Below are 16,716 nucleotides of genomic sequence, written 5' to 3'. Positions count from 1 at the left end.
ATGGAAAAAATAGGTAATTTCGATATAAAAGAACTTGCACTCGACTATGGCACACCGCTTTATGTATATGATAAAAATATAATTCAGGACAACTACAATAAACTGCTATCAAGTTTTAAAAAATATTACGAAAAAACTAAAGTTCATTTTAGTGTTAAAGCTAACAGCAATATTAATGTATTGCAAGTTTTCAATGATATTGGATGCGGAGCTGACTGCTCATCTCCGTTCGAACTTTTACTTGCAAAACGTACAGGATTTCCTGATGAAAGAATATTATATACCGGAAACTACGAAAGTCTCAGCGATTTCAGCTATATGACTGATTATAATATCAAAGTAAATCTTGATGATGTTACATCATTTGACAGAATGATTAAAATGTATAAACCTGAAATCATTTCTTTCAGAATCAATCCAGGAATTGGTAAAGGTGGTTACGAAGGAATTACAACAGGCGGTACAGATGCTAAATTCGGTGTACCTTATGAAAAGGCATATCATGCTTATCAAAATGCGAAAGATAAGGGTTTTACGCGATTTGGTATTCACATGATGACAGGCTCGAATAATTTAGAGCCATATTATTTTGCTCAGGTAGTGGAAAAGCTGATGATGATAGCAGCAGGTATTTTTGAGAAACTTGGCACTGTTCCTGAGTATGTGGATATTGGTGGTGGTTTTGGTATTCCTTACGAAGACGATGACCAGTCTCTCGATATAGAATTAACAGCAAAGCTTGTAACTGAGATTTTCATCGAAAAGTGTGAAAAATATGGATTTGGACAGCCTGAACTTCTTATGGAACCGGGCAGATATTTAATTGGTAATGCAGGATGGCTTATTTCAAAAGTAACAGGTATCAAGCACTCATACAAACATTTTGTTGGTGTGGATGCAGGTATGAGTACCCTTATAAGACCTGCTCTCTATGGCGCAAAACACAGAACCTATGTTTACGGAAAAGATATCCCTGAATGGAATGTAAATTTATGCGGTCAGATTTGCGAAAATTCAGATATTTTTGCAAAGAATATATTTCTTCCTGCTGTCGAAGAAGGAGATTACGTAATAATCAGAGATACCGGAGCTTATGGATTTGTAATGTCATCAAATTATAACAATCGCCCAAGACCTGCTGAAATTATGGTCAGTGGATCTAAAGTCGAGCTTATACGAAGAAGAGAAACTTTCGATGATATGATAAGATATTACGAAATATAAATTATTTACATTTCAATTTGTGTATGAAGGGCGATTTCTTCGAGCACGCCACTAACTTTGAGGCACTCTGACAAATCGCCTGAAAATACAAGTGCCTTTCCTTTCTCGTGTACCTCATATGTAAGCGTCTCAGCATGATGATAAGTGCATCTGACTGCCTTTATTATCTGATATATTACTTCATCAAAAGTATGCCACTCATCATTAAATAAAAGAACTTTACAGGCATTTACTATATCATCTGTTACATCAATCTCTTCATCAACCTCTTCTAAAGTTGAAGTGTTTGTCAAATCAATATTTTTAAGAAAATTTAAATCTTTATCAATCATAGAATATTCAATATTTTAGTGATTTTCATTTTTATATGTAATAACAAATTTTCTAAAAAAATATTGCTAAAGAATTTTGAAAATTTCTTCTTTCAGACTTTTTTAATTTAATTTACATTAAAATATACTTTAGTCGTCAATATTGCTATTTGGTAATATAAAGGAGAAATAAATGAAATTTATAGTAATTCTATTTTTTGGATTATTTTTACAAGTATTTAATAATTTTGCACAATCAGGAGAGTCAAAAATGTTTATCGAAAATCGCAGTAAGCTTAATTTTGAAGAAACTGTAGAGCAAATCAGCACGCTTATAGCTGAAAATGGCTGGAAAGTAATAACAGTTCATGATTTGCAGGAAACTATGAAAAAAAATGGTAAAGATGTTAGAAGCGTGAAAGTAATTGAAACATGCAATCCAAACCATGCTTACAAAATATTATCTCAAGACGATGAGAGAATTGCTTCAAACACAATGCCATGCAGAATTTCCGTTTATGAAAAATCAGATGGAAAAACATATTTTTCGAGAATGAATGCTGAAGCAATGGCCGGGCAAGCCGGAGGTATAATTCAGGAAGTTATGACAGATGCATTCCGTGATATGGAAAATATACTTAAAGAAGTTAGCGAATAGCCAAAAGTTTAATTGGATTTTATTGATAATAGTTCCGAACGAAGAGAATAATGTGGACTTTATTCTCTTCGTTCAGTATTTGATAAATTTAGAAATTCACTATAATCATCGTGTAGCCCCAATATGCCGGGTCAGTTCCCATACCCTTTGACCCGTTGGTTTTCTCTAAAATTTCTCCGGGTAAGAAGAAAGATGAACCAAACTGTGCCGACACGCCTTTTGCAACGTTGCAGGTAGCCACCAAATCAATTTCAGTGCCGAGACTAAATAAGTCTGTATCTTCAAATTTATATGGTGAAAAAGTTCGTAAGTTCATAATATGGGCATCAAGTTTCCAGCGGCTGTCAGGCGACCAGGTCAGTCGGACATTTGGCATTAAAATGCCTTTATTTGTACCTTCAGGAGCAGGTCTTATACCTGCATTCGGTAATACCGAAAATGGGAATAAATCCATTCCGCCATAGAATTTATGGATAGTTGAAAAAAGATGATCAAAACCTTCAAATTCATCTGTTTCAGGGTTATCGCCAGTCATTAAGTCCAAACCGCCTCCAATTGTAAAGTTCCCTTTTTTCCAGCCACCAAATGCTGAAACCATATATGCACTTATATCGCTGCTTGTGTTATTTGCAAGTCTTGGCAATGTGTCAATTGAACCTGATTGAAATGCTGATTCAAGCTCCCAAATAAATCCTTCTGATTCATTCTTAGTATAGAAGCCGATAGTATATCTCGAAAGTTTCGGCATACTCGATACTATGCCGGGACCAAGACCTGAAATTGCTCTGTCATTCTGGTCATAATAAATAAATGCGTTCATAGAAGGGATGTACGGAATATTGAAGTCAAAACCTCCAAGCATTTTAGGAATTTGAGGAGCGGAACTTGTCATTAAAAGTTCCTGCGAACCAAGTACAAATCCAAATGCTCTTGCTTGCCATCCGTCTGCAAATTTATATGCAGCAAAACCACCATCGAACCCACGCCCTATATTATGCCAGTCGAGACTTCCGATTAATCTCTCATTATTGAGATTAAACATCATCCTACCCACCCGAACTGTCAGATTCTCTATTCCAAGGTCGTTAAATTCTACATAACCCTGATGTAAATCAATGTTATCTGAAGAACCGTCCAAAGTTCCACGCCAAGCTCTGGAATTTGTTTCTCCGAAATTACGTGAATCCTGAAACTGAATAAATGCTGAGATATTTGGTGAAACAAATGCTTTTGCATCAAGTCTTGTTCTCAGCATATTTATAAATAGTGGCTTGGCGTTCATATCAAAGAATCGCATATCTATTTCTCCACGATATCTGACCTGCCCCCCAACTTTCACAGTAGGTGTGAAAGAGTCAGCCTGAGCTGAAACAAATGTATAATCTGTTATACTAATTGTTGTACATACAATTAAAAAAGTAAGAATAGTGTTTATAAATTTCATAAAATAATCCTATTATTAAAAATACAATTTATTCAAAAATAATAAAAAAGGATAAATATGTCTGATTATTTTTTTTATTGTATTGATTATTTTTAAATTTTTTTAAATAATTATATTTGTCTAACGTGTTAAGAAATTGTTAATAATATTTTTAGGTAATGTTATGAATTTATTTGCATTATATGTAATTTTAATAAGTTTTTTGATTGTATCATGTAAATCAACTGATAATAATGATGTTGCTTTGAATAAACTTGATGCTCAGTCAAAAATTATTCTTTTAAATGAAGAATCCAAAGAAATCCCAAATGAAATGGATATAGTAATTTTATTGAGTGACGAACTTAACGATGATTATAAAATCTCGATTGAGGAAAAAAATGTCAAAATATTTGCAGTTACCGGTAAAATATTGACAGCTAAAGCCAAGCCTGATGCAGTACGTGAAATTTTGAAATTACACTTTATCAAATCTATCGAAATTAATAAAAAGTCTTCCATCTAACTAATTTATAGGGTGTTTCTATGAATAAATATTTTATTACTCTTTTAGCTGTAATTTTAACTTACAGTATCTCTTATGCTGATTTTGCTAACAAGATTTCAGCTTCTTCTAAAATCAAACTTCAACCGACTGAGCATTACAAAAAAAGCGGTGCAGAGTTTCTAAGTACATATAAACCCGAGTATCCATACAGCATTGTTAACGAAAGACTCTTTGTTAATATGCTTATTAAAATAAATTCTAATGATGCCACTGATTTTATTCAAAAATCAGGTGGAACAATTTCTGTAAAAGCTGGTGATGTTATAGCTGTTAAGCTACCTGCCGACAAAGTTTCAGAAGTATTAAACCTTAATTCTGTCACTTCAGCTGAGTTATCAAGTCTTTATTCTCTGAATATGGATAAAAGTCTTGACCTGATCAATGCAAAAAGAGTAGCTGCAAATGATGGAGGATTACCTCAAATTCTGGCAGGTGAGGGAGTAATAGTTGGTATCTTTGATACAGGAATTGACATAACTCATCCTGATTTTAAAAATGATAATGGTACAAGAATTCTCAAACTTTGGGATATCTCAGATCCTGCACAAGACGGTCCTGAAAGCTTTGGATATGGGAAAGAATATTCAAAAGTTGATATTGATAATAACCCAAATTCTGTTAAACAAATTGACGAAGATGGTCATGGTACTCATGTGGCAGGTACGGCTGCAGGTAATGGCAATGCTGATGAAAGGTTTAGGGGTGTTGCTTATAATTCAGATTTGATTATTGTGAAAGGTTATCGTGAAGGTGAAGATACATTTTCAGATTTCGATATTATTAATGGTTGTTACTACATCTTTGAGCAAGCGGCTATTTTGGGACGTCCTTCTGTAGTAAATCTAAGTCTTGGTTCACCAATCGGACCTCACGATGGTAAAGGTTTACTTGCAACAGCGCTCTCATCACTTACCGGTGAAGGTAGAATTATAGTTGCTTCAGCAGGAAATAACGGAGAAATGCCAATACACGCAGGAGATTATGTAAGTGCTGGCGATAAGGTAGAATTTCCAATTTATCCAATAAATGTTTGTGATATTTTTGAAAATTTTTGTCCGGACATTCCCAATTTTTTCCTCACCGCAGGAGATTTATGGTACACAAGCGGTATAATTGGCTCTGCAAAACTTATTGCATACGGAATATCTGAATCTGGAATTGAAATTGTATCTGAAAGTGAGCTTAATTTCAATAATCCGGTAGAAAATCAGATGATTTTTAGCAATAGCGGAACTCCACTTGGCTTTTTGACTTATATGCATACTAATGAGCTCAATATTAATGGTGACGGAAATCTTATGATTCAGATTCATAATGGAGGACAAGAGGGAATTATCGTTGATAATTTCATCTGGTCTTTGGCTCTTGATATAGTTGAAGATGGTTCTGTAGATATTTGGGCAGGGATTCCTATGCCGGACGGTTTTCCGTTTATGCCTCTCTATGGTGATTACTATTTCTCAGGTGACGTTTTAATGACAATTGGAACTCCTGGTGATGGTGACAGTATAATTAGTGTTGCCTCTTTTATTTCAAGGAATTCATGGGTTGATAAAAATCAAACTCAGCATAACAGAGATTGGGCAATTGGAAGCTTATCATCTTTTTCTTCGATAGGTCCAAGACGTGATTTGAGATTATCTCCAATAATTTCAGGTCCAGGGCAGGTGATATTCGCTGCAAAATCAAAGGACAGCCGTACTTCTGACCAGACTGTTCTTGAAGGCGATTTGCTAACTGGTTTAAGCGGAACAAGTATGTCTGCACCTCATGTATCTGGAGCAGTTGCACTCATGCTTCAGGTAAAACCTAATCTGACATTTTCAGATATTGAAAAAGTACTTGAAGCTACTGCAATGAAAGACCAATATACAGGAGATGAACCTAATATTGCTTTCGGATATGGTAAAATTGATGTTCAGGGTGCAATCAATTATATATTAAGCTCAACCGGTGTTAACTATGTTATGATAGATGATACAAGGGTTTATCCAAACCCTGCCCAAAGTATTATCAATTTTGAAATTGATGAGATTATTGAAAATCCTGTGCTGAATGTGTATAATATAAATGGACAGAAAGTTATTAGTAACTCCGGATTCCAATCATTTAGTTCCGGAAATTCTACTCATATTATTCTTGACGTAAATAATCTTCCAACAGGTGTTTATAACGTTGAATGTATTTATAACAATAAACCGGCAAAATTCAGGTTTGCAGTAAAATAACATAAATAATTTCTCCATTCCATCGGTTCAATAATCGGTGGAATGGAGCTATTGATAGAAAACTACTTAAATTTACTTATACTTAGTTTGAAATATGTAATTATTTTTATTCTTTAATTTTACAAGTACTAATTCCAAACAGTGTAAATGCAGGGCAGAAACCCGTAAGAGCAGTTGCAATCGGAACAATTGCTATTAGTCCAAGCCAGCTTCCTGATATTATACCCCAAATTGCGATTGCAGATCCTGCTACAAGCCTGATTATCATATCCACTTTGCCGACATTCTTCTTCATAATTCAAACCTTATTAATTAATATAACTACTTATTCATATAGATAAAGTCGCAACAATTTATAATTTATTTTGATTAATTTGATAAACATAATTATATTTGCATTGATGGAAAAAGCAATTTTGAATATTAGTGAAACGCTTATACAAAAGGAAATACACTTTTATATTTCCGAGCCTTCACGTATATACAAAACAGAATCAGGCAAAAGGCTTCAAATTATATCTCCGGGTAGAATCAACGTACACGCAGGTCCTGACCTGATGGATATTGCAGTGCTGCTAAACGGTTATTTAATTATCGGTGATGCTGAAATTCATAAGAAAAGCTCCGACTGGATAAATCATAAACACGATGATGATGTTGCTTATAAAAATGTAATCCTGCATATTGTTTTAGAAATTGATACTACAATTGAAAATAAATTTGAAACATTAGTTTTGGATTACAGCAGCCTATCAAACAAAATATTAAAGTTAGAATCTAAATCTCCGGAATCTGTTTTTTCGGCTGAAGAACTTCAAAATTTTGCTCTTCACAGGCTTCTAAGGAAAACAAGTGAAGCAAGTAAATTATTAATCGAAAATAGTTTGAAAATTACTCTTTCGATGATGACTTCAAGCTATATTGACCGATATGAAAAGAAGAGAAATCGCCACAAATATGATCCGGATAGGCTTGCAAAATTAGTAGAAGATATATTGAACTCCTATGCTATGGAATTTTTGGAGTCTCTTCAATCAAATGACCAAATTGATGTTCAGGAAGCATTGCTGCGACTTGTTAAAAAGACACTTACAGGAGAAGGAGCTCATTTGAGACGCGAATTGTTGATTAATTCTATTTTGCCGATAGCTCTTGCAATAGCTGATGATGAAGCAAGAATCAATCTTTTTGTATGGTACTGGTCTATTCCATGCCTTAATCAATATGGTATGCTCAAAAGGAAATTTCCTGACCTTCCTCAGAACTTTCTTTGGCAGCAACAAGGAATGCTCGAATACATCAGGGAATTTGGATCCCGTAATAATGTTGCTTCGGAAGCACTTAAGGAATATGGCTTTGCTGAAATTTTATCTTTTTATAAATTAGGAAGATTACCACTTGATATTGAATCGAATTAAATTATTATGAGAGATTTAAAAGGTATTGTCAAAACAATTGGTCCGGGTATTTTATTTGCCGGTGCAGCCATAGGAGGTTCACACCTTATACAATCCACAAGAGCCGGAGCTGACTACGGATATTCATTAATAATTGTCATTTTACTTGTGAATTTATTCAAATATCCTTTTTTTGAATTCAGCTACAGATATACATCAGCTAAGAACAAAACACTATTGCAGGGTTATCAGGAACTTGGCTCATGGGCTATTTGGAGCTTTCTGATTATTTCAATTATTACAGGAATTATCAATCTTGCTGCTCTTGCATTAGGTGCAAGCGGACTTCTTGGATATATTATTGGTAGTGCAGTGCAACCCTTATATTTAAGTATAGGATTAGTAACTTTATGTATATTGATTCTTCTTATCGGTAAATATCCTTTGCTTGATGGAGCAATGAAATTTATGGTATTTATGCTTGGAATTTTTACTACAATTGCTTTTTTTATGTCGCTATCAGTTAATAATTCGCCAATTGAAGGATTCAATTCGCCGGAAATTTTTGAGCGTTCATCAATACTTTTCATAATTGCACTTATGGGATGGATGCCAACACCGATCGAAGCATCTGTATGGACATCTTTATGGTCTGTCGGAAGGCAAAAGCAGAAGAAATATATCCCAACTCTAAAAGAATCATTGATTGATTTTCATATCGGATATATTATAACCACTGTTTTGGCTGTATTTTTTCTCGTACTTGGAGCGAGGGCAATGTTCGGAACCGGCATCGGCTTTTCGTCTAACGGTACGGAATTTTCCAAACAGCTTATTGATATTTATGCCACATTGTTAGGAAATTGGAGTAAAGTAATTTTAGCTCCAGTGGCATTTATAACAATTTTTAGTTCGCTACTTACAGTTGTTGATGCTTATCCGCGATCAATAACAAGTGCTATATTTCTTTCCTTGCGGGAGAAAACACATGAAACAGTTCGTTTGCACGAGATTTTAACTCTTTCTATGTCTGCTGTAGCATTAATAATAGTCAGTTTTTTGATTCATAATCTAAAAATGATGATAGATTTGGCAACTGTTATTTCATTTCTTGCTGCTCCGGTTTTTGCAGTGATTAACTATAAGACTGTAACAGCGAAGGATTTTCCAGATAGCTACAGACCAAAATTATGGTTGAAATTGCTGGCAATTGCAGGTATTATTTTCTTGTCAGGCTTCAGCTTTATTTATCTGTGGTCATTATTTGTGCTTTAATATTTTTAAAGTATGAGTTTTAAATTACACTTGATGTGATTCAATAAGAAAACAATAAAATATGACATTTAAAACCTTTTTTTAAAATCAATGAATATAATTTATTAACAAATTAATTATTCATAAATAAAAATTAACGAATTATTTTTCGGTAATTTTTTTTAATTCGTTCAACTTCACAAATTTATCAACAATGGAGCAAGCTCCATTGCTACAAGTTATTCTGATGCAATATACTCCTGCCTGCAGATACCTAACATTCAACCGATTAATCGCAATCATCGGATGAATAAGTAGGTCAATTTATTTTTTTCTCATTCTCAATTTTTACTCAACTATCGGGATAAAAACTGCACAAAAGTAATATAGAATCAAATATTTATAATTTATTTTCTTGCAGTATATAGATAACTTTATTTCAGAACTTTAGGGTTCGTTAATTACGAAAGCTAACCCCAATTTTATGATTACTTTTAATTAGGATTTTGAAAATTTATTTTATTATTTATTGATTTTTTACATAAAACTGCTATTTTTGTAAATCTACTTTTCTAATTAAAAAAAAATGAAGTCGTATGATAGTAATGAAAATATTAACAGTAATTTTCTTAATGCTGATATCTAACTTAACATTAAGCAAAACCACTTTGAATCATTTTAAGAGTGGCTTTTCAAAGTCAAAATCAAGTGTTTATCAGGATATTAAGCAAGAGTTAAATAAATCAATCGAACAGGATTACATTCAAGCCGAATTATTGTTCGTTAAAGGTAATGTTAAGTATTTTATGGGCTTCTATCAGGATGCAATCGCAGACTATACAAAGGCGATTGAATTATATTCAAATTTTGCTCAGGCATTTCATAATCGAGGAAGTGCTAAGTATGTAATGGGAGAATTTGAAGAAGCGATAAAGGATTTTAAAAAAGCTATTGAACTTAAACCGAAAGATATTTTAGCTTACTACAATTTAGGTAATGTTTTATCTGATTTGGGAGATTTTGTTACTGCTATTGAAAATTACAATAAAGCTATTGAATTAGACCCTAATGAGATTGATTTTTATAACAATCGTGGCAATGCAAAAAGTGAGATTGGGCAATTTGAAGATGCTTTATTTGACTTTAACAAAGCTTTAGAAATCAACCCTGAATTTTCTTCTGCAATTTACAATCGTGGTAATGTTAAAAGTGAGTTGAAAGACCATCAAGGTGCTATTGAAGACTTTGAGAGAGCAATTAAATTAAATTTTGTCAATCCAGGAGTTTACATAAATCTTGGGAATGCTAAAAGTGAATTAGGTAAATATCAAGACGCTATGAATGATTATAATCAAGCGATTGAATTAGACCCAAATTATTACTTGACATATTATAACAGAGGATATCTAAAATTTAAATTAGAAGATTATCTTGACGCAATTATTGATTATGACAAAGTAATAGCGCTTGATGTAAATTTTTCTATGGGATACGCCAATCGTGGAGCTGCTAAGTTTGAAATTGGTGAATACCAAGAAGCACTTGATGACTTGAACAAAGCAATTGAGATAAATCCTGATAATATTAATTCCTATTACAACAGAGCCAAAACTTATCATATATTAAATATGAAGCATAATGCTATTTACGATTTAGATAAATTAATCGAATTAGAGCCGAACTTTTACATCGCATATAGATTTAAAGGCATGATAAATTATGAGTTAGGTGATTTTCAAGCCGCGACTCATAACTTCAACAAAGCTATTGAGATAAATCCAATTGATACTATGTCCTTCTTTTTACGTGGACAATCAAAAAGAAGTTTAGGCGATAATTCTGGAGCATTAGCAGATTTTAACAGAGCAATTGAATTAGATCCAAATTTGCCAGGGGTTTATCATACACGAGGTAATATTAAACATCAATTAGGAGACTTAAGTGGTGCAATTTGGAATTGGGAAAAAGTAATTGAGTTTAATTATGATACTCATTTAGCATATAACAATATCGGATCAGTAAAGTTGGATTCAAAAGATTATCAAGGTGCTATCCAAGACTTTGATAAAGCAATCGAAATTCGACCTGATTTTGTTTTAGCATTTACAAATAGGGGTGATGCAAAGTTCGATATTGGTGATTTCCAAGGGGCTTTGGATGATTATTCGAAAGCTATAGATTTGAATCCAAATCTATTTAAAGCATATTTAGGCAGGGGTAATACTAAAATATCATTAAAAAGATTTTCTGATTCAATTGAAGACTTTGATAAAGCTATTAGTATTGATCCAAATTCGCATACAGCATATTTTTTCAGAGGATGTGCAAATTCTTTTGAAAACGATTTTAAACTTGCTATTGATGATTATAATAAAGCAATTGAACTTAATTCAAATAGAGCAAATTTTTACTTCAAACGGGGCCTTGCTTATTTATCGTTGGATGAGAAGGAACTTGCTTGTAAAGACTTGAAAAAAGCTCTGTCTATGGGAATTAGTTTTGCTAATGACTATATCAAAGAATTATGTTATTAAAAACATTTCAAAGTAAGGGATTTACAAGAATTGAATCGCAAAATATTTGGTCTCTCGGGTTTACAATTACACGAAAATCTTACCTGAATGCACTTCAAGAAAGAAAAGAATTTGTTGCAAAAGAAAAGTTAGCATCCTGGCTTTTATAAAAAGTAGAAAAGCCCTTCTGGGGGAAGGGCTGGTTAATATCAGAATCATGCAATTGCTAATTGTTGATAAGAAATATCATTGATATTGGCAATACTTTTTGCATGTTCAAAAGTCATACTTACTACATTACCATTTTCATCGAGTTCAACAAGTGTATTATCATTAATATCTTTTGTTTCATAAATCAAATTATTATTGAAGATTATCAATAATGTGTCTGTATCTTGAAAATATTTGATTTGCATTATATAATCTCCTAAAATTATATAAATTAATTTAATTACTTCCTTAGCTTATCAGTTCGCCTTTTTGGGCTTTGACAATTTTACTTACAATATCATTGTAATCGAATCAAAATGAAGGTATAATATTTATTAATTATCAACTAACAATTCAATATCTTAAAAATAAGAAATTATCAATTCAAGAAATTAATCTTTTATTTTTTCAATTGGTACTATCTTTTAGTTCCCATTCAAGATATTTTGCTGTCTTCTTCATAATTGCTTCTCCAAAAATTCTGCCTACAACATACAAACTTCCGTCAATACCTGCAGAAATTCCGGCTGTAGTAATTATCTTTCCGTTATCTGTGAACCTACTATCGGATATTCTAATTTCAGGGTATTTCTTCTGTAAATTCTGTTTCGCTCCATACCATGTTGTTGCTTCTTTACCATTCAAAATCCCCAAATCGGCAAGTATGAAAGCACCTGTACATACAGACATCAATATTTGGCATTGCTTTTCAGTTTTAAGAATAAAATCAGAAACTTTTGGATTTTGATTTGATAAATTCAAGTTCCCACCAGGAACAACCAATATATCTATTGGTGGGCAATTATCAATATTATAATCAGGCGAAATTAATGTTCCGGTATGAGCCCTGATGTTCTTATTTTCCGGAGCCACCAAAAACACCTCAAACCCCTTGCTTCCATCTTCAAGTTCAGTATCAAAAAACACTTCGAGTGGACCTGTAAAGTCAAGTAAATAAACATCATCATAAACCAAAATTCCAACTCTAAGTTTTTTATCAGCAGGTTTTGAGGCTGCATCAATTGTAGTTAAAACAGAAAAAGCAAGGATGAACAAACCTAAAATATACATCATGACCTCATTATTCTATTATCAAAAATCAGATTACTATAATACTGCAAAAATACATAATACGCATCACACCACCATAAATATTTCTGAATAATTTCCTATTTGAATGAAGAAATGCCGATTGGTAATTGTTTGATATTCATCCTACTACTTCGAGTTGTCGGGTTGAATTTTTAGTCATTACTTCTTTAATACATATTGAAGACAAAAAATGGGTTCAAGTTCTCTCCGCAACACGTAATTTAGCACTACGGGCGCGGGGATTTCTGATAATTTCACCTTCGCTTGCTTCAATTGGTTTATTGGTTAGGATTTTCAGAATTGGCTCACCATCGTTAGGCCTTGCAAAATCGCGGAAAATATTTTTAACTATTCTGTCTTCAAGTGAGTGATAACTCATTATGACAATTCTACCCCCCGGTGCGAGCATTTTAATAAAGCATGGGAGTGCTTTTTCAAGTACTTCAAGTTCGTTATTAACTGCAATACGAAATGCCTGAAATACACGCGAAAGAGTTTTGAATAATTGAATGGGAGAGACAAGTTCCTCGATTAGATTTTTCAGGTCGGTAGTGGTCTCAAGAGGAATCGCACGGCGCCTTTCTTCAATACGCCGTGCAATAAGCCCTGCCTTGGGTTCTTCACCATACTGGTAAAGAATCCTCTTGATATCTGCCGGCTCCGCTTTGTTGATTATGTCATAAGCCGTAACGCCCTCTTTTCCGAACCTCATATCAAGACGGGAATCGAAGCGATAGCTTAAACCGACTGAATCAGAGTCAAGCTGCCTTGAGGAAACGCCCAAATCAAGCAATACTCCGTTTATCAGTCCATCATACTCAGCTTTGCTGCAGATAGCACTAAAGCACTCATTATAGAATGTTACATTCGGGGCGGATTTTTCCAATAATAAATCATTGAACTTCCTCTTACAATGTGCTATTGCACCCGGATCTTTATCAAACACAACCAAATTCCCCCCGGAACTGAGTTTAGATAATATCCGCTCTGCATGCCCACCGCCGCCGAGTGTACCATCTATATAAATGCCTTTATTTGAAAGAACTAGAAAATCTATACATTCATCAAGCATCACCGGCAAGTGATAATCGTATTCCGCAGGAGCATATTCGCTCTTATGGGGCTTAGCCGGTTTGTGCTTTTTACTCATTTACTTAACCATAACATTTGCCGCTACATCTTCATAAGATTCATCAAATCTGCTTAAATACTCATCAAATTTTTCAGGATTCCAAAATTCGATGTGGTCAACCATTCCTACGATTACCACCTTATTTTCAATACCTGCAAAATCAAGCAATTTTTTGGGGAGTGATATTCTCTGCTGTCCGTCGAGATTTACTTCTTCACTCCACATCAGTAATTTTCTTAAGAAAAATCTGTTTTTTGAATCATACTGATTTAACTCTACAAACTTTTCTTCGTATTTTTTCCATTCATCAAGCGGATAAGCTACAATGCACTCTTCCTGCCCCCTTGTAACCGTGAAAGTATCATTGGCTTCGGGGGAAATACTCTTTCGCATCTTGGCAGGTATATTCACTCTGCCTTTGCTGTCAATCGAGTAGGTTTCCTGTCCTTTGAAAAATGCCATTGTAAATGCCTGATTATAAAAATATTTGGTAAATTTGGGAAATCATTTCCCATTTCTACCCACTTTCTCACACCTAAAGTAACACTTTTACCACAAACAGCAAACTTTTTTTTATAAATTGTCAATTTTTGTCAAATTTTTTTACAAATGAAAAACTTATTGAACTAATTTTGTTCTTGGCAAAATTTAAAAATGCTTGTTTTATCAGATTTAATGCATATTAATGTTGCTAATATTGAAATGTGGTAAAAAGTGGGTGTTATAATTTTTGCAAATATAAAAAATCGAAAAAGAAATGAAATATTATCACATCAAATACTTCAAATTTATTCTAAACTATTTAATAAATCAAAAATATGAAAATTTCATTTTACTTAGTTAAAAAAATTGCGTAATTTTAAATTCTGTAATTATGCAATTTCAGAAAAACTTTTTTATTTTTTACAATTATTATAATTATTACTATGGAAAAACGCAACCTCTATGCCCTGATTCTTGGTGTATCAAGTGGATTTGGCAAATCCTGTGCTATCGAACTTGCAGGTATGGGCTACAATATTATCGGAGTTCATCTGGATTTAGGCTCAAATAAAGTTAAAGCTGAGGAGTTGAGACAGGAACTGGAAGCTTTGGGTGTAAAGGCAAAGTTCTTTAACGCAAATGGAGCTGATGATTCAGTTCGCAAGGAAATTATTGATTACATAAAAAATGATTTCGATAACGGCGAGAATAATGTCCTTCGTGTATTGATACATTCACTCGCTTTTGGAGCTATCAAACCTCTATTTGACAAAAATCCTGATAATGCAGTCAACAAGCGCCAAATCGAAATGACAATGGATGTAATGGCAAACAGCCTTGTTTATTGGGTTCAGGACTTATTTGTCAGTAATTTACTGGCTGAAAATTCCAGAATTTTCGGACTGACAAGCATCGGAAATACACGTGCAATGAATAATTACGGAGCTATATCAGCAGCAAAATGTGCCCTTGAAGCATACATCAGGCAGATTGCAATTGAGCTTGCACCTTATAAAATCACTGCAAATGCAATTCTTGCAGGCTTGACTGATACACCTGCAAGCAATAAAATTCCGGGATTTGGTAAAATGCTGGCTCATGCAAAAGAACATAATCCATTCGGAAGAAACACTGTCCCTGAGGATGTCGCCAAAGCAATTGCACTTTTGGCAGATGAGAAATTCTATTGGATAACAGGACAAGTCCTTGGAGTTGACGGTGGTGAAAGTATCATGAATTTTATTGAGACACATTAATAATCAGGTGTGGTTTTATGAATAGGAATAATGCTCTAATTCTTGGCATATCAAGCGGATTTGGAAAAGCTACGGCTTTGGAACTTGCCCGCAGAGGTTATAATATTTACGGTGCACATCTGGATCTGGGTTCTGCAAAGATAAAAGCCGAAGAATTGAGACAGGAAATTGAAGCCATTGGTGTTCATTCTCAATTTTTCAATACTAATATTGCTGATGAAACTAACAGAAATAATGTAATTGATAGTATTTCTAAAATTTTATCCCTTAGAAATGATAATTCTGTACTTGGCGTATTTATGCATTCAGTTGCTTTTGGTGCTTTAGGTCCGTTTATTGACGAAAATCCCGAAAAGCAAATTAATCAAAAAAAACTTGAGATGTCTGTAAATGTAATGGCAAATAGCTTGCTTTATTGGGTGCAAGATTTATTCCATGCCAAATTATTTGGTAAACATAGTCGCATTTTTGCTATGTCGAGTAACGGTGCAAGAGTAGCTACAAACAAATACGGTCCAGTATCAGTGGCAAAAGCAGCAATCGAATCATTGATTCGTCAGCTTGCTTTCGAGCTTGCCCCTTATGGAATTACTGCTAACTCCATTATGGCTGGAGCAACTGCTACTCCTGCATCTTCAAAAATTCCTGATTTCGGAAAAATGCTTCGATTTGCTAAAGAGCATAATCCATTCCAAAGAAATACTGTTCCCGAAGATGCTTCAAAAGTTATCGGTATATTGGCTGGTGAAGAGTCCGACTGGATTACCGGTCAGGTAATCAATGTTGATGGTGGACAAGGAATATTTACATACCTTCCCGATTACTATAACGCAGAAAGTGAAAATTAATAATCATAATTCTTTAGTAGTTCCTTTAATTCAAATTCGCCGATTTTTTTGTCGGCGTTTTTTTTAGTGAAATTAAGGGGCATGAGTTTGAAATTATATTTCTTTATGGTTATATCCGG

17 protein-coding genes are annotated in these 16,716 nt (G+C 33.7%); 10 read left to right on the top strand and 7 right to left on the bottom strand.

Features of this window, described 5'->3' with window-relative positions; translation table 11 throughout:
- Positions 1-1,224, top strand: coding sequence for a diaminopimelate decarboxylase (gene lysA / locus KF896_13440; protein MBX3044712.1), 1,224 nt, complete (start codon positions 1-3; stop codon positions 1,222-1,224).
- Between the two features lie 5 nt (positions 1,225-1,229).
- Here lysA and KF896_13435 read toward each other — a convergent pair whose 3' ends face one another.
- The gene (locus KF896_13435) at positions 1,230-1,556 is read right to left on the bottom strand and encodes an ATP-dependent Clp protease adaptor ClpS (GenBank protein ID MBX3044711.1); all 327 of its coding nucleotides are present in this window, start codon (positions 1,554-1,556) and stop codon (positions 1,230-1,232) included.
- A gap of 250 nt (positions 1,557-1,806) precedes the next feature.
- On the opposite strand from KF896_13435, the gene KF896_13430 reads away from it, so the two are divergent.
- Positions 1,807-2,193 (top strand): DUF302 domain-containing protein, encoded by a 387-nt coding sequence (locus KF896_13430; GenBank protein MBX3044710.1) that lies wholly within the window; start codon positions 1,807-1,809, stop codon positions 2,191-2,193.
- An 88-nt stretch (positions 2,194-2,281) separates the two neighbouring features.
- Here the strand turns inward: KF896_13430 and KF896_13425 are convergent, their stop codons facing one another.
- Positions 2,282-3,637: an alginate export family protein gene (locus tag KF896_13425; GenBank protein ID MBX3044709.1), complete on the bottom strand. Its 1,356-nt coding sequence runs from the start codon at positions 3,635-3,637 to the stop codon at positions 2,282-2,284.
- A 163-nt stretch (positions 3,638-3,800) separates the two neighbouring features.
- Here KF896_13425 and KF896_13420 point away from each other — a divergent pair, with 163 nt between their 5' ends.
- Together KF896_13420 and KF896_13415 are read left to right on the top strand one after the other, a co-directional pair.
- Positions 3,801-4,142 (top strand): hypothetical protein, encoded by a 342-nt coding sequence (locus KF896_13420; protein MBX3044708.1) that lies wholly within the window; start codon positions 3,801-3,803, stop codon positions 4,140-4,142.
- A gap of 20 nt (positions 4,143-4,162) precedes the next feature.
- A complete protein-coding gene (locus KF896_13415; protein ID MBX3044707.1) occupies positions 4,163-6,412 on the top strand; it encodes a S8 family peptidase in 2,250 nt (749 codons plus the stop codon).
- A gap of 106 nt (positions 6,413-6,518) precedes the next feature.
- Here KF896_13415 and KF896_13410 read toward each other — a convergent pair whose 3' ends face one another.
- Positions 6,519-6,707 (bottom strand): DUF2892 domain-containing protein, encoded by a 189-nt coding sequence (locus KF896_13410; protein MBX3044706.1) that lies wholly within the window; start codon positions 6,705-6,707, stop codon positions 6,519-6,521.
- A gap of 106 nt (positions 6,708-6,813) precedes the next feature.
- Here KF896_13410 and KF896_13405 point away from each other — a divergent pair, with 106 nt between their 5' ends.
- From KF896_13405 to KF896_13390, 4 genes are all read left to right on the top strand, one after another.
- Positions 6,814-7,830 carry a DUF2851 family protein gene (locus KF896_13405; protein MBX3044705.1) on the top strand — a complete coding sequence of 339 codons (1,017 nt, stop codon included), beginning with the start codon at positions 6,814-6,816 and terminating at the stop codon, positions 7,828-7,830.
- 6 nt (positions 7,831-7,836) lie between these two features.
- The gene (locus KF896_13400; GenBank protein ID MBX3044704.1) at positions 7,837-9,084 is read left to right on the top strand and encodes an Nramp family divalent metal transporter; all 1,248 of its coding nucleotides are present in this window, start codon (positions 7,837-7,839) and stop codon (positions 9,082-9,084) included.
- A gap of 584 nt (positions 9,085-9,668) precedes the next feature.
- Entirely contained in the window at positions 9,669-11,597 is a 1,929-nt protein-coding gene (locus KF896_13395) for a tetratricopeptide repeat protein (GenBank protein MBX3044703.1), read from the top strand.
- Positions 11,588-11,746 carry a hypothetical protein gene (locus tag KF896_13390; GenBank protein MBX3044702.1) on the top strand — a complete coding sequence of 53 codons (159 nt, stop codon included), beginning with the start codon at positions 11,588-11,590 and terminating at the stop codon, positions 11,744-11,746. The genes KF896_13395 and KF896_13390 overlap by 10 nt, the downstream gene beginning before the upstream one ends.
- Positions 11,747-11,791: 45 nt before the next feature.
- On the opposite strand, the gene KF896_13385 is transcribed toward KF896_13390, so the two are convergent.
- From KF896_13385 to mraZ, 4 genes are all read right to left on the bottom strand, one after another.
- Positions 11,792-11,992 carry a DUF2283 domain-containing protein gene (locus KF896_13385; protein ID MBX3044701.1) on the bottom strand — a complete coding sequence of 67 codons (201 nt, stop codon included), beginning with the start codon at positions 11,990-11,992 and terminating at the stop codon, positions 11,792-11,794.
- Positions 11,993-12,194: 202 nt separating this feature from the next.
- On the bottom strand, positions 12,195-12,860 hold the full coding sequence (locus KF896_13380; GenBank protein MBX3044700.1) for a DJ-1/PfpI family protein: 666 nt from the start codon (positions 12,858-12,860) through the stop codon (positions 12,195-12,197).
- A gap of 214 nt (positions 12,861-13,074) precedes the next feature.
- Positions 13,075-14,028, bottom strand: a complete 954-nt coding sequence (gene rsmH, locus KF896_13375; GenBank protein MBX3044699.1) for a 16S rRNA (cytosine(1402)-N(4))-methyltransferase RsmH — start codon at positions 14,026-14,028, stop codon at positions 13,075-13,077.
- Entirely contained in the window at positions 14,029-14,472 is a 444-nt protein-coding gene (gene mraZ, locus KF896_13370) for a division/cell wall cluster transcriptional repressor MraZ (GenBank protein MBX3044698.1), read from the bottom strand.
- Positions 14,473-14,936: 464 nt separating this feature from the next.
- Here mraZ and KF896_13365 point away from each other — a divergent pair, with 464 nt between their 5' ends.
- Entirely contained in the window at positions 14,937-15,749 is an 813-nt protein-coding gene (locus tag KF896_13365; GenBank protein MBX3044697.1) for an SDR family oxidoreductase, read from the top strand.
- A gap of 17 nt (positions 15,750-15,766) precedes the next feature.
- Complete coding sequence (locus KF896_13360; protein ID MBX3044696.1) at positions 15,767-16,597, top strand: SDR family oxidoreductase; 831 nt, start codon at positions 15,767-15,769, stop codon at positions 16,595-16,597.
- Positions 16,598-16,716: the final 119 nt, after the last annotated feature.

It is taken from the genome of Ignavibacteriota bacterium (assembly GCA_019637995.1).
Classification (GTDB): domain Bacteria; phylum Bacteroidota; class Ignavibacteria; order Kapaibacteriales; family UBA2268; genus JANJTB01.
Note: the sequence above shows the minus strand (reverse complement) of the source record. Positions and strands in the feature narration are given on the sequence as shown.

Bases quoted from the DNA above. Each gene is read 5' to 3' on its own strand.
- lysA (MBX3044712.1), top strand. From the start codon at position 1: ATGGAAAAAATAGGTAATTTCGATATAAAAGAACTTGCACTCGACTAT.
- KF896_13435 (MBX3044711.1), bottom strand. From the start codon at position 1,556: ATGATTGATAAAGATTTAAATTTTCTTAAAAATATTGATTTGACAAAC.
- KF896_13430 (MBX3044710.1), top strand. From the start codon at position 1,807: ATGTTTATCGAAAATCGCAGTAAGCTTAATTTTGAAGAAACTGTAGAG.
- KF896_13425 (MBX3044709.1), bottom strand. From the start codon at position 3,637: ATGAAATTTATAAACACTATTCTTACTTTTTTAATTGTATGTACAACA.
- KF896_13420 (MBX3044708.1), top strand. From the start codon at position 3,801: ATGAATTTATTTGCATTATATGTAATTTTAATAAGTTTTTTGATTGTA.
- KF896_13415 (MBX3044707.1), top strand. From the start codon at position 4,163: ATGAATAAATATTTTATTACTCTTTTAGCTGTAATTTTAACTTACAGT.
- KF896_13410 (MBX3044706.1), bottom strand. From the start codon at position 6,707: ATGAAGAAGAATGTCGGCAAAGTGGATATGATAATCAGGCTTGTAGCA.
- KF896_13405 (MBX3044705.1), top strand. From the start codon at position 6,814: ATGGAAAAAGCAATTTTGAATATTAGTGAAACGCTTATACAAAAGGAA.
- KF896_13400 (MBX3044704.1), top strand. From the start codon at position 7,837: ATGAGAGATTTAAAAGGTATTGTCAAAACAATTGGTCCGGGTATTTTA.
- KF896_13395 (MBX3044703.1), top strand. From the start codon at position 9,669: ATGAAAATATTAACAGTAATTTTCTTAATGCTGATATCTAACTTAACA.
- KF896_13390 (MBX3044702.1), top strand. From the start codon at position 11,588: ATGTTATTAAAAACATTTCAAAGTAAGGGATTTACAAGAATTGAATCG.
- KF896_13385 (MBX3044701.1), bottom strand. From the start codon at position 11,992: ATGCAAATCAAATATTTTCAAGATACAGACACATTATTGATAATCTTC.
- KF896_13380 (MBX3044700.1), bottom strand. From the start codon at position 12,860: ATGATGTATATTTTAGGTTTGTTCATCCTTGCTTTTTCTGTTTTAACT.
- rsmH (MBX3044699.1), bottom strand. From the start codon at position 14,028: ATGAGTAAAAAGCACAAACCGGCTAAGCCCCATAAGAGCGAATATGCT.
- mraZ (MBX3044698.1), bottom strand. From the start codon at position 14,472: ATGGCATTTTTCAAAGGACAGGAAACCTACTCGATTGACAGCAAAGGC.
- KF896_13365 (MBX3044697.1), top strand. From the start codon at position 14,937: ATGGAAAAACGCAACCTCTATGCCCTGATTCTTGGTGTATCAAGTGGA.
- KF896_13360 (MBX3044696.1), top strand. From the start codon at position 15,767: ATGAATAGGAATAATGCTCTAATTCTTGGCATATCAAGCGGATTTGGA.